Annotated in this window: 10 protein-coding genes; 2 read left to right on the forward strand and 8 right to left on the reverse strand. The window is 71.7% G+C overall.

Annotation, left to right across the window (positions count from 1 at the left end; genetic code table 11):
- Positions 1-98: 98 nt before the first annotated feature.
- Positions 99-1,088 carry a DNA polymerase III subunit delta gene (gene holA, locus OO67_RS33865; RefSeq protein WP_033305672.1) on the reverse strand — a complete coding sequence of 330 codons (990 nt, stop codon included), beginning with the start codon at positions 1,086-1,088 and terminating at the stop codon, positions 99-101.
- Positions 1,089-1,177: 89 nt separating this feature from the next.
- Here holA and OO67_RS33870 point away from each other — a divergent pair, with 89 nt between their 5' ends.
- Positions 1,178-1,423 (forward strand): hypothetical protein, encoded by a 246-nt coding sequence (locus OO67_RS33870; RefSeq protein WP_208861126.1) that lies wholly within the window; start codon positions 1,178-1,180, stop codon positions 1,421-1,423.
- A 33-nt stretch (positions 1,424-1,456) separates the two neighbouring features.
- Here the strand turns inward: OO67_RS33870 and OO67_RS33875 are convergent, their stop codons facing one another.
- Positions 1,457-2,341 (reverse strand): YceI family protein, encoded by an 885-nt coding sequence (locus tag OO67_RS33875; RefSeq protein ID WP_078598470.1) that lies wholly within the window; start codon positions 2,339-2,341, stop codon positions 1,457-1,459.
- Between the two features lie 276 nt (positions 2,342-2,617).
- Entirely contained in the window at positions 2,618-3,442 is an 825-nt protein-coding gene (locus tag OO67_RS33880; RefSeq protein WP_051710175.1) for an arylamine N-acetyltransferase family protein, read from the reverse strand.
- Between the two features lie 100 nt (positions 3,443-3,542).
- On the opposite strand from OO67_RS33880, the gene OO67_RS33885 reads away from it, so the two are divergent.
- A complete protein-coding gene (locus OO67_RS33885; RefSeq protein ID WP_033305674.1) occupies positions 3,543-3,998 on the forward strand; it encodes a pyridoxamine 5'-phosphate oxidase family protein in 456 nt (151 codons plus the stop codon).
- 176 nt (positions 3,999-4,174) lie between these two features.
- Here OO67_RS33885 and OO67_RS33890 read toward each other — a convergent pair whose 3' ends face one another.
- The 5 genes from OO67_RS33890 to leuS all read right to left on the reverse strand — a co-directional run bounded on the left by OO67_RS33890 (position 4,175) and on the right by leuS (position 13,057).
- On the reverse strand, positions 4,175-6,793 hold the full coding sequence (locus OO67_RS33890) for a ComEC/Rec2 family competence protein (RefSeq protein WP_033305675.1): 2,619 nt from the start codon (positions 6,791-6,793) through the stop codon (positions 4,175-4,177).
- On the reverse strand, positions 6,790-7,452 hold the full coding sequence (locus OO67_RS37430) for a ComEA family DNA-binding protein (RefSeq protein WP_382055775.1): 663 nt from the start codon (positions 7,450-7,452) through the stop codon (positions 6,790-6,792). The genes OO67_RS33890 and OO67_RS37430 overlap by 4 nt, the downstream gene beginning before the upstream one ends.
- Positions 7,453-8,251: 799 nt before the next feature.
- Positions 8,252-9,097, reverse strand: a complete 846-nt coding sequence (locus tag OO67_RS33900) for a DegV family protein (protein ID WP_033305676.1) — start codon at positions 9,095-9,097, stop codon at positions 8,252-8,254.
- A 181-nt stretch (positions 9,098-9,278) separates the two neighbouring features.
- The gene (locus OO67_RS33905; protein WP_033305677.1) at positions 9,279-9,971 is read right to left on the reverse strand and encodes a hypothetical protein; all 693 of its coding nucleotides are present in this window, start codon (positions 9,969-9,971) and stop codon (positions 9,279-9,281) included.
- Between the two features lie 212 nt (positions 9,972-10,183).
- Positions 10,184-13,057 carry a leucine--tRNA ligase gene (gene leuS, locus OO67_RS33910; RefSeq protein WP_033305678.1) on the reverse strand — a complete coding sequence of 958 codons (2,874 nt, stop codon included), beginning with the start codon at positions 13,055-13,057 and terminating at the stop codon, positions 10,184-10,186.
- Positions 13,058-13,309 lie beyond the last annotated feature (252 nt).

Genomic DNA, 13,309 nt, shown 5'->3' on the forward strand with positions numbered 1-13,309 from the left:
CACGGCGCTTCGCGGGGGCGGTGCCGACTCCGGCACGGCGCAACGCGGGGGCGGTGCGGCGCGCGCGGGCCCTCCGGCGCGGCGGGCGGGCGGGTGTGTCAGCGACCGCCGGAGCGTGCCGCGCGGGCGACGGCGACCACCGCCTTCTCCAAGGCGTACTCGGGGTCGTCCCCGCCTCCCTTGACGCCGGCGTCTGCCGCCGCGACCGCGATGAGAGCCGCCGCGACTCCGTCGGGCGTCCACCCGCGCATCTGCTGGCGGACCCGGTCGATCTTCCAGGGCGGCATCCCGAGCTCCCGGGCGAGGTCCGCCGGGCGCCCGCCCCGGGCCGAGGAGAGCTTGCCGATCGCCCGGACGCCCTGCGCGAGGGCGCTGGTGATCAGGACGGGGGCGACGCCCGTGGACAGCGACCAACGCAGCGCCTCCAGCGCTTCCGCCGCCCGGCCCTCGACCGCACGGTCGGCGACGGTGAAGGAGGACGCCTCCGCCCGGCCCGTGTAGTAGCGGCCGACCACCTCTTCATCGATGGTGCCCTCGACATCCGCGGCCAGCTGCGAGGCGGCGCTCGCCAGCTCCCGGAGGTCACTTCCGATGGAGTCCACCAGCGCCTGGCACGCCTCCGGGGTCGCGGAGCGTCCGAGCGCACGGAACTCCGACCGGACGAAGGACAGCCTCTCGGCCGGCTTGGTGGTCTTGGGACACGCCACCTCGCGCGCCCCGGCCTTCCGGACCGCGTCCAGCAGCCCCTTGCCCTTGGCCCCGCCCGCGTGCAGAAGCACCAGGGTGATCTCCTCGGCAGGAGCACCCAGGTAGGCCTTGACGTCCTTGACCGTGTCGGCGGAGAGGTCCTGTGCGTTGCGCACGATCACCACCTTGCGCTCGGCGAAGAGCGAGGGGCTGGTGAGCTCCGCCAGCGTGCCGGGCTGCAGCTGGTCCGGGGTGAGGTCGCGTACGTCCGTGTCGGCGTCGGAGGCGCGGGCGGCAGCCACCACGTGCTGCACGGCCCGGTCGAGGAGCAGGTCCTCCTGCCCCACGGCGAGCGTGACGGGGGCGAGCGGATCGTCGGTGGAATTGCGCTTGGTGGCCATCGCGGTCCAGCATCCCACGCCCCTGTGACAACACCGCGGGGCAGCCGCCCCGGCGGACCGCAGGTCCTGGCGTACCGGAGAATGGGCGGGTGAGCGATGTGAGACATGTGCTGGTGCTGCCCGACCGCGACACGGCCGAGGAAGTCGCCGGGGAGCTGCCCGACCGGTTCGGCGTCACCGAGGAGCCGCAACTCGTGCGTGACGCCCTGGCGGGCGAGGACGACGCCGAGGACGCCCAGTGGCTGGTGGTGGTCGAGGACCCGGCCGCGCGCCTGGACTCCGCGGCGCTCGATGCGTTCGCCGCGGAGTACGAGGGGTGGCTGGAGGCGCCGTGAAGGCGCAGCCGTACATCGGCGTGCCGGGCGGGGTCAGCCCTTCGGGGTGATCTGGATGTCCATCTCGATCCTGATGCTCGGGCCGACCACCGCGATGCCGCGCGCCAGCATCGTCTGCCAGGTGAGTGTGAAGTCCTCGCGGTGCAGCTCGGTGGTCGCCCGGCAGGCGGCCCGGGTCTCACCCTCCAGGCCGTTGCCCAGGCCGAGGTACTGGGTGTCCAGCGTGACGGTGCGGCTCACACCGTGCAGGGTGAGCGCGCCGGTGACGCCCCAGCGCGAGCCGCCGCGGTGGACGAAGCGCTCGCTGTAGAACTCGAGGGTGGGGTAGCGCTCGACGTCGAGGAAGTCGCCGGACCGCAGGTGGTCGTCGCGCATCTGGACGTTCGTGTCTATCGACGAGGCGTCGATGACCACGTGCATGGCGGAGTCCTCCATGCGATCCGCGATCCGCACGGCACCGGCGAAGGTGTTGAACCTCCCGTGGATGCGGGCCATGCCGATATGACGTGCCGTGAAGCCGATCTGGGTGTGCGCCGGCTCGATCTCCCAGTCACCCGGGTCGGGCAGCTGCGGAGGCTGTGCCACCTGGAGGACAACGTCGCCCAGGCTCGCGTGGGCGCCCCGGCCCACGGTGACCGGGCCGTGGAACGGCGTGAAGCCCTCGGCCGTGACGCCCAGGCGGTAATCCCCCGCCGGGACGGTGGCCACCACGTTCCCGAAGGGATCCGTCTCGCCGCCGACGACCCTACGGCCGCCGCTGTCGGTCACGACGAAATCGGCTTGCCGTACGGGCTCGGTGACGGGGTCCAGCACTCGGCAACTCAGCATTCCGGCCTCGGGCGGCACCGGAAACCCGGCGAGGACGTTGCTCTGTGGAGTACCGGACTTCGCTCTGCTGCCTAGCCAACGGCCGAACATGTGCACGTACTCCCCAGGGGGCGGTTCTCACCTCGGGCCCTGAAAGCCGGACGTCGTTGTCGGAACAGCGGCCCGCCGACGAATACGCATTCGATCACCGCTGAGAGGTTCGAGACAAACGCCGCAGCTCAGAAGGGAGGTACCGAGCTGTATCGAACTGTACCGAGCTGTGCCCTGCCGGGTGCCGATGTACGCAGGTGCTACCGAAGGTCCCCATCACCCGGAACGCCGGTGTGTGCGTACCCTCCCACGTCACGCGGCCCGTTGCAGTCCACGTCATGTGGCCGGAGTCGCGCGCACCGCGGGCAGGCGGGTGAGCGCCAGACCGAAGTGGTCGCGGTAGGCGGCGAGTACCTCGGCGTCATCACCAAGCTCCGTCTCCTCCCGCTCGCCCCGCACGGTCGTGATCAGGGTGCGGCCACGAAGCGTCACCCGGCCGTCCTCGGTGCGCCGCGAACAGACGAGCGACCGGGTGAAGTGGGAGTCCGGGGAGGTCCGGTGGTACCAGGCCCCGGCCCGGAAGTCCGCCAGCACACGTGGACGCAGATCCAGACGGAACTGCCTCGAACCGTCGCGCAGCAGATCGAGGTCTCCCTGCGGCACGTCCCGGAAGCGGAATCCGCCGCAGGGGTCGTCCTGTTCGGTACGCGCGTCCAGCTCGAGCGGGCGCAGGGCATGGTCGCCGAACCCGACGTCCGCCAGCCACGGGCCCGTTCCGTCGTCGGTCTCCACGCGCAGCGCGACGTGGTCGTACGGGATACCCAGGCGTCCGCCGTCGCCGAAGACCCGTGCCTGCAGCAGGGTGACGTGGAAGCCTAGTTCGCGCAGCAGCGTGGCGAAGGACCCGTTGAGCTCGTAACAGAAGCCGCCCCGGCGGTCGTCCACGATCTTGGCGACGAGTTTCTCCTCCTCCAGGACGATGTTCTCGGCGAAATGGATCGAGAGGTTCTCGAAGGGCACGGTCATCAGGTGGCGGAGCTGCAGCTCGCGCAGTGCCACGGCGTCGGCGCGGGCGGGGCGGGCAGCACCGATGCGTTCCAGGTAGGCGTCCACCCAGGCAGGGGCGGGCTCGGGCGCCGACTGCTGCGATTGCTCGTTCATGCGTTAAGTCTGTCGCGGCGCACCGGGCGGCGCCACGAGCCCCTGGACCTAGGTCCGCCGACTGATGCGGCGGCCGCAACCGAGGGCTAGCGTCAGGGCCATGACGGAACGGGAGCCGGCACGCGGCCCGGAACAGCGCAAGCAGGACGCACTCGATCGTCTGGAGAAGGACGACGACGCATGGGTGGCGACGGCCTCTGCCGCCGGTGTGCCGTGCCTGGTGCCCCTGTCGTTCGTATGGGACGGAGGCACACTGCTGCTGGCCACCCGGCGCACCAATCCGACAGCGGTCAACGTGACGCCCTCCGGGCAGGCCAGAGTCACCCTCGGGCACACCCGCGATGTGGTGCTGATCGAGGGAACGGCCGAGATCGTGGAGGGGGCGGATCTTTCCGACGAGTCGGGGGACGCCTTTGCCGCCAAGCTCGGCTGGGACCCGCGCGGACGTCCCGCGTGGGTGTATCTGCGGATCACGCCGGACACAGTGAAGGCGTGGCGCGAGGAGAACGAGCTGGCGGGGCGCGAACTGATGCGCGGCAGCACCTGGCTGGTCTGAACGCGAGCGCCGGCACGGCAACGGGGAGGGGCCTGACAGCGGGGACGCCCCGGACTGCTGGAGCCGCCTCGGCAGCGAGGACGGTCCGCACGGCTGGAGCAGGCTCGGCGGCAGGACCGGGCCTGCGAGCGGGAACCGGCCGGGGACCGGGACGAGGCACCGGACATGCATCGCGTTCATGACCGGCCTGCCGCACGCAGCCCCGCACCGGCACCCGTCACCGCGATCGCACCGTGGATGTCGGTACGCAGAACCTTCGCTCCCGTAGCTTCGAGTGCTTCGACCGTACGGGCAGCCGGATGACCGTACGGATTGTCTGCGCCGCAGCTGATCAGCGCGAGCCTCGGGCGGGCGCTGCGCAGGAGCGCGGCGTCCTGGTGGGCCGATCCGTGATGCGCGACCTTGAGCACATCCACCTGGGGCAGCGCCGGGTGACTGCGCAACACCCCTCGCTGTGAGGGGGGTTCGAGATCGCCGAGGAGCAGCAAGGTCAGTCCGCCCGCCCGGACGAGAAGGGTGACGCTGGAATCGTTCGGTTCCTCGGTCGTGTAGGCAGGTGCCGCCCCCGGTGCGCCGCCCGCGGGCCAGAGCACCTGCCAGTCGAGAGGACCCGACCGGCGTCGCTCTCCCGGAGCTGCCCGGACCACGGGGATACGCGCCGCCGCGGCCGTCCTCCTCACGAAGGCCGCCTGCTCCGGCGGTTCGTCGAGGCTCGTCGTCTGGATCGCGCCGACGTCGCGGCCTCTCAGCACACCGGGCAGGCCGCGGACGTGGTCCGCGTGGAAGTGGGTCAGCAGCAGAAGAGGCACACGGGTGATGCCGAGGTCACGCAGACACCGGTCTGCCAGAAGGGGTTCAGGACCCGCGTCCACGACTACCCCCACGCCGTCCCCGGCGGCGAGCACCATGGCGTCGCCCTGCCCGACGTCGCAGAGCGCGAAGGTCCAGCCCGGCGGCGGCCATCCCGTCATGAGCCGGGTGAGCGGCACCGGTCTCAGCACCGCGAGCACCAGAAGCAGCGCGGCCGCGGAACAGATCCATGGGTGCCGGGCCAGACGGCGGGCCGACAACACCAGCAAGGCCGTGAGGACGGCCAGAAGGGCCGCGCCCGGCCATCCGCCCGGCCAGTCCATCTCCGCCCCGGGCAGCGCGGCTCCGGTGCGGGCGACGGACGCGATCCATCCGACCGGCCAGCCGGCGATCTCGGCCAGCACTTCGGCAACCGGCATGGACGCGGGTGCCACAGCGAGCGCGGCGAATCCCAGGACCGTCGCGGGCGCCACCGCGAACTCCGCCAGCAGATTGCAGGGGACGGCCACCAGGCTGACCCGCGCCGCGAGGACCACGACCACGGGAGCGCAGACCGCCTGAGCGGCTCCCGCGGCGGCCAGCACCTCGGCAAGCCGCCCCGGGACCCCGTGCCGCTGGAGAGCAGCGCTCCACCTCGGTGCGAGGGTGAGAAGCGCCCCGGTGGCGAGCACGGACAGCAGGAAGCCGTAACTGCGGGCCAGCCACGGGTCGTACAGCACCAGCAGCAGCACGGCTGCGGCCAGGGCCGGAATCAGCGACCTTCGCCGGCCGGTCCCGATGGCGAGCAGTGTGATCAAGCCACAGGCTGCCGCGCGCAGGACACTGGGCTCCGGACGGCAGACGATCACGAAGGCGAGCGCGACTCCGCCGCCCGTGACGGCGGTCATGCGCAGCGAGATGCCCAGCCGGGGTGCCAGGCCACGGCGTTCGCTGCGCAGCGCCGTTCCCGGTGGGCCGATGAGCAGGAAGAGGAGGATTGACAGATTCGCGCCCGACACGGCGAGCAGATGGGTCAGGTCCGTGGCCTTGAAGGCGTCGTGCAGGTCGGGCGGAACCCGTGAGGTGTCTCCTACGACCAGCCCCGGCAGGAGCGCCCGCGCATCGGCGTCGAGCCCGTCGGTGGCCTCCCGCAGGCCGGACCGCAGCCGTCCGGCGGCCCGCTGGAGAAGGGTGGGCGCCTCGGTGACCCGCGGTGGGTCGTCCGCGTCGGTACCCAGCACCGCTGCGACGCGCTCCCCTTCGTGACGCGGTGGCGCGAGCCGCCCGCTGATGCGGATGCCTGTCGAGGGCAGCAGACGCTGCCACCGCGCCGCCGCGTCCCCCGGGGCGACCATGAGGAGGACCGGGGTGCGGAGCTCGGTGACCGTACCGTCGGGAGCGGTCAGACGGTCGACCTCAGCATTCAGCAGCAGGGATACGGGCGTGCTGTGGTCGCCCCGTACTCGTGGCCGTGTCTGCCGGGGATCGGACGTGACGGTGACCTCCGCTTCGACCTGCGCATACGACTCCGCCAGGCCGGGGACGGGCCCGCTGCGCACATCCGCGCCGTGGAGCCCGGCAGCCGCCGCCCCGGCAGCCGCGCACAGCAGCACCCCGGCTGCGGCCGTGGTCCGCGTCCGCCCGCGCCCTGGGAACTGCGCCCGCCCTGAAACCCTGGACGCCGGGCTCGGCAGGCCCCTCGGACCCACCGGACGCGTCGCGCCGCGGGGTGTCCCTCGTGCCATGACCCGGGGTGCGACGAGGAGGCCCAGGCCGGCACATGCGCAGAGGACCGCCCCGGCAGCCGCCCACCGGCCCGGCGCCCCCAGTGCCAGGGCGGCTGCCGCCCAGGCCGCCAGAGCGGGTGGGACCAGCCGCAGATCGGCCGGAGCCTCCTGCCGCGGGTCGGCGTCCCCCAGCCGCCGCCCCGAGTCCGTGTGGACGTCAGACCCGTCCGCCGTGCCGACGTCAGCCCCGTCCGCCGTGCCGACGTCAGGCCCGTTCATGGCCTGACCAGCGGCCTGAGGTCCGCAAACCGGCGGTCCCCGATCCCGTCGACCTCCCGGAGCTCGTCGACGGAGCGGTAACCCCCGTGCTCGGTGCGGTAGTCGATGATGTGCTGGGCCAGCACCGGCCCGACACCGGGCAGAGTGTCGAGCTGCTCGACGGTGGCCGTGCTGAGGCTCACCGGCGCCGCCGGTCCGGCCTGCCCGGCCGTGGCACCGCCGGCCCCCGTTCCGCCCGCGGGTGGCGGAGCGGCGGGCAGACCCACCGCCACCTGCTCACCGTCCGTCAGAACTCGCGCACGGTTGAGCCCGGTGACGTCGACGCCCTCGCGGACGCCGCCGGCGGCGCGCAGGGCGTCCGCGACGCGGGAGCCGGCCGGCAGGTGCTGGATCCCCGGCCGGCGCACCTTGCCGCTCACGTCGACGACGATCCGGGCGCTCGGCGCCGCGCCGTTCCGCGGTCCCGCGGCCGGACCAGGACTGAGGCCGGGCAGCTGAGCACCCGTCGCCCCTGACCCGCCTTCCTGGACCGCCGCGGCCTCCGTGAGCCGGTCCGGAGCCCGTACGGCCTCGGGGCGGGCCGACCAGAAGTGTGCCGCCGCGAGCACTGCCGCCCCGACCAGGACAACGGCGAGCGCGGCAAGCGCGCGGGGCTCCATTCCGCATCGCAGCTGTAGCCACAGGGGTAACCGGTCCCGCAGGGCCGGCCCGGCTTCTCTCCACCACCGTGACCGCGCGGAGGGGCCGTTGGGCGCACTGCGGCGCAGCACGAGTGGCGGCCCGCCCGGCAGGGCTGCTGCGGTGCTCACCTCGGGCGCCGGGCGCGACGTGACCGCTGCCCAGGCCGGAACGGCGCGGACAGGACCAGGCTCGTCGGCCGGCGCCGCAGCCCTGCCCGCCCCTGCCGCCGCAACCGTGCCTGCCACTGCCGTCGCCGTCGCAGTCGCCGTCGCAGTCGCCGACCCGTCGGCTGCGATGAGCGTGTCCGCCCGGAGCCGGGAAGCGGCCGCGATCTCACTCTCCGGCCCGCGCGCAGTGCGTCGTCGGCGCCCGTGCCGGGCACCGGACGCGGTGCCCGGCGACGTGCCGGCAGCTCCTCCGGGACGGACGCCGGGCCTGGACCGGACACGCCCCGTAAGACGGGACCCTCGGGACACACGGTGTGCGCCACGGTGTGCCGGCGGATCCGTGCCCGCACGCGCGGGAGAATCTTCGGTCCTGTGCGCGAGCGGGTCCATGTCCGCACGCGCGGAGTGATCCGCAGGACGGTGCGCGGGCGGATTCGCGGCGCCGACGGCCGGGCTCTGCCGGCCGGTGGTGGTGCGGCTGGATGCGGGAAGCGTTCGGAAGGTCATGCCGCACGACGCTAGACACTTCTGCGGAAATACGCCGGGCCGCCCTGATTACAGTGGATAACTCATCGGTTGTGCATAACGTCGTCACCCGCCGGAGTGAGATTCAGCGCGGCGCGACGACTGCTGCCAGAAGCCCCGGCCCGGTGTGCGCACCGATCACAGCGCCCACCTCGCTCACATGCAGATCGACAAGCCCTGGCACTCGCCCTCGCAGCCGTTCGGCCAGCCGCTCGGCCCCGTCAGGTGCGGCAAGGTGGTGGACTGCGATGTCCACGGAACCGGCACCGGCCTGCGCGGCGACGATCTCCTCGAGCCGCGCGATGGCCTTGGAGGCTGTCCGGACCTTCTCCAGCATCTCGATTCGCCCGTCCTGGAGTTGAAGCAGCGGTTTGACGGCCAGAGCCGAGCCCAGCAGGGCCTGGGCGGCGCCGATGCGCCCGCCTCGGCGCAGGTAGTCAAGCGTGTCGACGTAGAAGAAGGCCGACGTACCCGATGCCCGCTTCTCCGCCGCCGCGACCGCCTCGTCCAGGCCGCCCCCCGCCCCGGCGGCCTCGGCGGCAGCCAGTGCGCAGAAACCCAGAGCCATGGCGACCATGCCGGTGTCGACCACGCGCACAGGTACGGGTGCGTCCTTCGCGGCGAGCACGGCGGCGTCGTACGTGCCGGAGAACTCTGCCGACAGGTGGAGGGAGACGATGCCTGTGGCCCCCGACTCAGCCACGGCGCGGTACGCGGCGGCGAAGACCTCCGGGCTGGGCCGCGACGTGGTCACGGAACGACGTTTCTGCAGAGCCAGGGCCAGCGATCGGGCCGAGATCTCCGTGCCTTCCTCCAGGGCCTGATCACCCAGGACGACGGTCAGCGGCACCGCGGTGATGCCGTGCCGTTCCATCGTCTGGGGCGGCAGGTAGGCCGTTGAATCGGTGACGATCGCGACATGGCGGGACATGAGCCGGAGGTTACCTTCCGGGGCAACGGCACGGCAGCCCGGGACCGACCTGCTGATCATTTCCGGTCGGTTCTGAACCCATCCCTGCCGCATCTTGGATCAGTTGGGTGCCGTTCAGAGCAGCCCGGACGCCTCACAGGGCCGCTCCGACCGTGAACGGTTTCCACGCCGCCCATCCGCGTCAGTTCGTGGTCTCCGGCTTTGCGGACTTCTGCCACGGATATTCCGTGCGCGGCCGTGGGTCCGGCGGGGTGAGCGACGGCGGCGTCTCCTTGTCGGCCGGACCGCTCCAGCTGTCACCGGCCGTCGCCCCCTCTGCCGACGGCTCCTCCGTCGTCCAGTGACGCAGGGCCCCGGCCTCCAGGTCGATCTGTGCGTTGAGCGCGGCCAGATCGTCGTCGGCGAACTGCCTGGCCCGGTCACGGGCCGCCCAGCGCAGTGACTCCGCCGAGTGTGTGATGCGCTCGGTGCGCTCCTTCAGCCCAGGCAGCAGGGTCGCCACCGTCGCCCGGTCCGGCTCGCGTTCCAGCCGCTTGAGGTCGTCGTCGAGCTCGCGTCCGTGCGCGCTCAGGCGCTCGAAGAGGCCAAGCGACTCCGAGAGAGAGGCGTCCTCCGCCACTCCGGCGTTGAGCGCGTCCTGGGTGGCCCGCATCGATGTACGCAGTGTGAGCCGCAACTGCGCGAGCTCCCCCGGCACGCCGGGCTGCCCGAAGCTCTTGGCCCGCAGCGTGGTGTCCTCCACGGAGCGGCGCGCCTGCGTGATCGTCCGGTCCACACCGCGCTTGGCCGCGCGCACCGTCTTCACACCGGCGTACACCCCGAGCGCCATGAACGCCACGAACAGCAGCGTCAGGATCAGGATCACAGCGTCCATGAACGCCCCTAGGTCGTCGAATCGGCCACCCGTGTGCGGTCGCCCCTTCTACCGTAAACGGAACGGGCAGGCCAAGGGTTCCACCGGAACCCCCAACCTGCCCGTAGGGGAAAGCCCTGGCCCGTCACGCGGACCGCCCGACGCCGTCACAAGGACGTCGCGGGCTGTCCGGGAGCCGTCACACGGACGCCCCCGGTCCGTCCTGGCCGCCGTCAGGCGGGGACGATGTTGACCAGCTTCGGCGCGCGCACGATGACCTTGCGGATCCCCGCCCCGGCCAGTGCGGCGACGACGTTCTCGTCGGCCAGGGCCAGCGCCTCCAGCTCCTCGTCCGAGATCGACGGGGAGATCTCCAGGCGCGCCTTGACCTTGCCCTTGATCTGCACCACACAGGTCACGGTCTCGTCCACGACGTACGCCGGGTCGGCCACCGGGAAGTCCTGGTGCACGACGGACTCGGTGTGGCCCAGTCGGCGCCACAGCTCCTCCGCCACGTGCGGTGCCAGCGGGGCGATCAGGAGCACCAGGCGCTCGGCGACCGACCGCGACAGCGGCCCGCCCGCCTTCGTCAGGTGGTTGTTCAGCTCGGTCACCTTGGCGATGGCGGTGTTGAACCGCATCCCTGCCATGTCCTGGCCGACCCCGTCGATGGCCTTGTGCAGCGCACGCAGCGTGTCCTCGCCGGGTTCCGTGTCCACGACGGTGACCTCACCGGTCTCCTCGTCGACGACGTTGCGCCACAGCCGCTGCAGCAGCCTGTACTGGCCGACCACGGCCCGGGTGTCCCAGGGGCGCGAGACGTCCAGCGGGCCCATGGCCATCTCGTACAGCCGCAGGGTGTCCGCCCCGTACTCACCGCAGATCTCGTCGGGCGTCACGGCGTTCTTCAGGGACTTGCCCATCTTGCCCAGGACACGGCTGACCTTCTCGCCGGCGTAGTAGTACGCCCCGTCGCGCTCCTCGACCTCGGCGGCCGGGACCGCGATCCCCCGGCTGTCCCGGTAGACGAAGGCCTGGATCATGCCCTGGTTGTACAGCTTGTGGAACGGCTCCGCCGACGAGATGTGTCCCAGGTCGTGCAGCACCTTCGACCAGAAGCGGGCGTACAGCAGGTGCAGCACCGCGTGCTCGGCACCGCCGACGTACAGGTCGACGCCGCCGGTCGGCCGGCCCTCGCGCGGCCCCATCCAGTACTGCTCGATCGCCGGGTCGACCAGTCGCTGGTCGTTGTGCGGATCCAGGTAGCGCAGCTCGTACCAGCAGGAACCCGCCCAGTTCGGCATGGTGTTGGTCTCGCGGCGGTACTTGCGCGGACCGGCGCCGTCGCCCAGGTCCAGGGTGACGTTGACCCAGTCGGCGTTCCGGGACAGCGGGGTCTCGGGCTGGGTGTCGGCGTCCTCCGGGTCGAAGGTGCGAGGCGAGTAGTCCTCGACCTCGGGCAGTTCCAGCGGCAGCATCGACTCGGGCAGCGGGTGGGCGATGCCCTCCTCGTCGTACACGATCGGGAAGGGCTCTCCCCAGTAGCGCTGGCGGCTGAACAGCCAGTCACGCAGCCGGAAGTTGACGGTTCCCTCGCCTACGCCGTGCGCCTGCAGCCACTCGGTGATCCGCGCCTTGGCCTCGACGACGCCCAGGCCGTCCAGCGAGATCTCCTCGTTGGAGGAGTTGACCAGCTTCGCGTCGTACGAGCCGAAGGCGTCTTCCCAGGTGGAGGCGTCCGTGCCTCGGTCGTCCGACGGCTCGACGACACAGCGCATCGGCAGCTCGAAGGCGCGCGCGAAGGCGAAGTCGCGCGCGTCGTGCGCCGGTACGGCCATGATCGCGCCGGTGCCGTAGCCCATCAGGACGTAGTCCGCGATGAAGACGGGCACCTTCTCGCCGCTCACCGGGTTGGTCGCGTAGGCGCCGGTGAAGACACCGGTCTTGTCCTTGGCCTCCGCCTGCCGTTCCACGTCGGACTTGGCCGCGGCCTGCTTGCGATACGCGGTGACGGCCTCGGCCGGGCTCGCGTGGCCGCCGGTCCATACCGGGTGGGTGCCCTCCGGCCAGGCTGCCGGGATGATCCGCTCGACCAGGTCGTGCTCGGGCGCCAGCACCATGTAGGTCGCACCGAACAGGGTGTCCTGACGGGTGGTGAAGACGGTGATGTCGCCGGCTCCGTCGACGGGGAAGTCGACGCGCGCACCCTCGGAACGGCCGATCCAGTTGCGCTGCTGCAGCTTGATGGCCTCGGGCCAGTCCAGCCCGTCCAGGTCGTTCAGCAGCCGGTCCGCGTAGGCGGTGATGCGCATGTTCCACTGGCGCAGCTTGGCTTTGAAGACCGGGAAGTTACCGCGCTCGGAGCGTCCGTCGGCCGTCACTTCCTCGTTGGCCAGCACGGTGCCCAGACCGGGCGACCAGTTGACGGGCGCGTCCGAGGCGTACGCCAGGCGGTACCGGCCCAGGACGTCGGCGCGGTCGGCGGCGCTCAGCGCGCCCCACTCACGGCCGCCGGGGACCGTACGCTCGCCACTCTCGAACTGGGCCACCAGTTCGGCGATCGGGCGGGCCCTGTCGGCCTCGGTGTCGTACCAGGAGTTGAAGATCTGCAGGAAGATCCACTGGGTCCACTTGTAGTAGTCCGCGTCGATCGTGGCGAACGAGCGGCGCTTGTCGTGGCCCAGGCCCAGCCGGCGCAGCTGGACCTTCATGTTCTCCATGTTGGCCTCCGTGGAGGCCCGCGGGTGCGTGCCCGTCTGCACGGCGTACTGCTCGGCCGGCAGCCCGAACGCGTCGAAGCCCAGGGTGTGCAGGACGTTGTGCCCGGTCATCCGCTGGTGGCGGGCGTAGACGTCGGTGGCGATGTAGCCCAGCGGGTGGCCGACGTGCAGGCCGGCACCCGAGGGGTACGGGAACATGTCCATGATGAACTTCTTGGGCCTGGCGGCCAGCTCCGGATCATCCGCCAGATCACCGGTCGGGTTCGGCGCCTCGTACGTCCCCTCGGCGTCCCAGAAGTCCTGCCAGCGTGCCTCGATGTCGGCGGCCATCGCTGCCGTATAGCGGTGCGGCGCGGCCACCTCGGCCGCGGTGTTCGTCTCGCTCATGATCCTCAAAGCTCCATCGATCGTCATCTGCCGGCGCCCACGTCCACGGACACACGTCTTCGGACACACGTCTACGGAAACGAAAAATCCCCTCGCACAGGAGGGGACGCCGCGCCGAGTCCGACCAGGCGTTCTCACCGGTCGGGAATGATCAGCGCGGCTCGCTAAGCAGAAGGCGTACGGCACGCATGGCGTCAGGGTACCGCACGGACCCGGCGCCCGGCCCGGCGTATATCCGGCGGGGCGCCCGCG

The organism is Streptomyces atroolivaceus, assembly GCF_000717025.1.
GTDB lineage: Bacteria > Actinomycetota > Actinomycetes > Streptomycetales > Streptomycetaceae > Streptomyces > Streptomyces atroolivaceus.

Bases quoted from the DNA above. Each gene is read 5' to 3' on its own strand.
- holA (WP_033305672.1), bottom strand. From the start codon at position 1,088: ATGGCCACCAAGCGCAATTCCACCGACGATCCGCTCGCCCCCGTCACG.
- OO67_RS33875 (WP_078598470.1), bottom strand. From the start codon at position 2,341: ATGTTCGGCCGTTGGCTAGGCAGCAGAGCGAAGTCCGGTACTCCACAG.
- OO67_RS33880 (WP_051710175.1), bottom strand. From the start codon at position 3,442: ATGAACGAGCAATCGCAGCAGTCGGCGCCCGAGCCCGCCCCTGCCTGG.
- OO67_RS33885 (WP_033305674.1), top strand. From the start codon at position 3,543: ATGACGGAACGGGAGCCGGCACGCGGCCCGGAACAGCGCAAGCAGGAC.
- OO67_RS33890 (WP_033305675.1), bottom strand. From the start codon at position 6,793: ATGAACGGGCCTGACGTCGGCACGGCGGACGGGGCTGACGTCGGCACG.
- OO67_RS37430 (WP_382055775.1), bottom strand. From the start codon at position 7,452: ATGGAGCCCCGCGCGCTTGCCGCGCTCGCCGTTGTCCTGGTCGGGGCG.
- OO67_RS33900 (WP_033305676.1), bottom strand. From the start codon at position 9,097: ATGTCCCGCCATGTCGCGATCGTCACCGATTCAACGGCCTACCTGCCG.
- OO67_RS33905 (WP_033305677.1), bottom strand. From the start codon at position 9,971: ATGGACGCTGTGATCCTGATCCTGACGCTGCTGTTCGTGGCGTTCATG.
- leuS (WP_033305678.1), bottom strand. From the start codon at position 13,057: ATGAGCGAGACGAACACCGCGGCCGAGGTGGCCGCGCCGCACCGCTAT.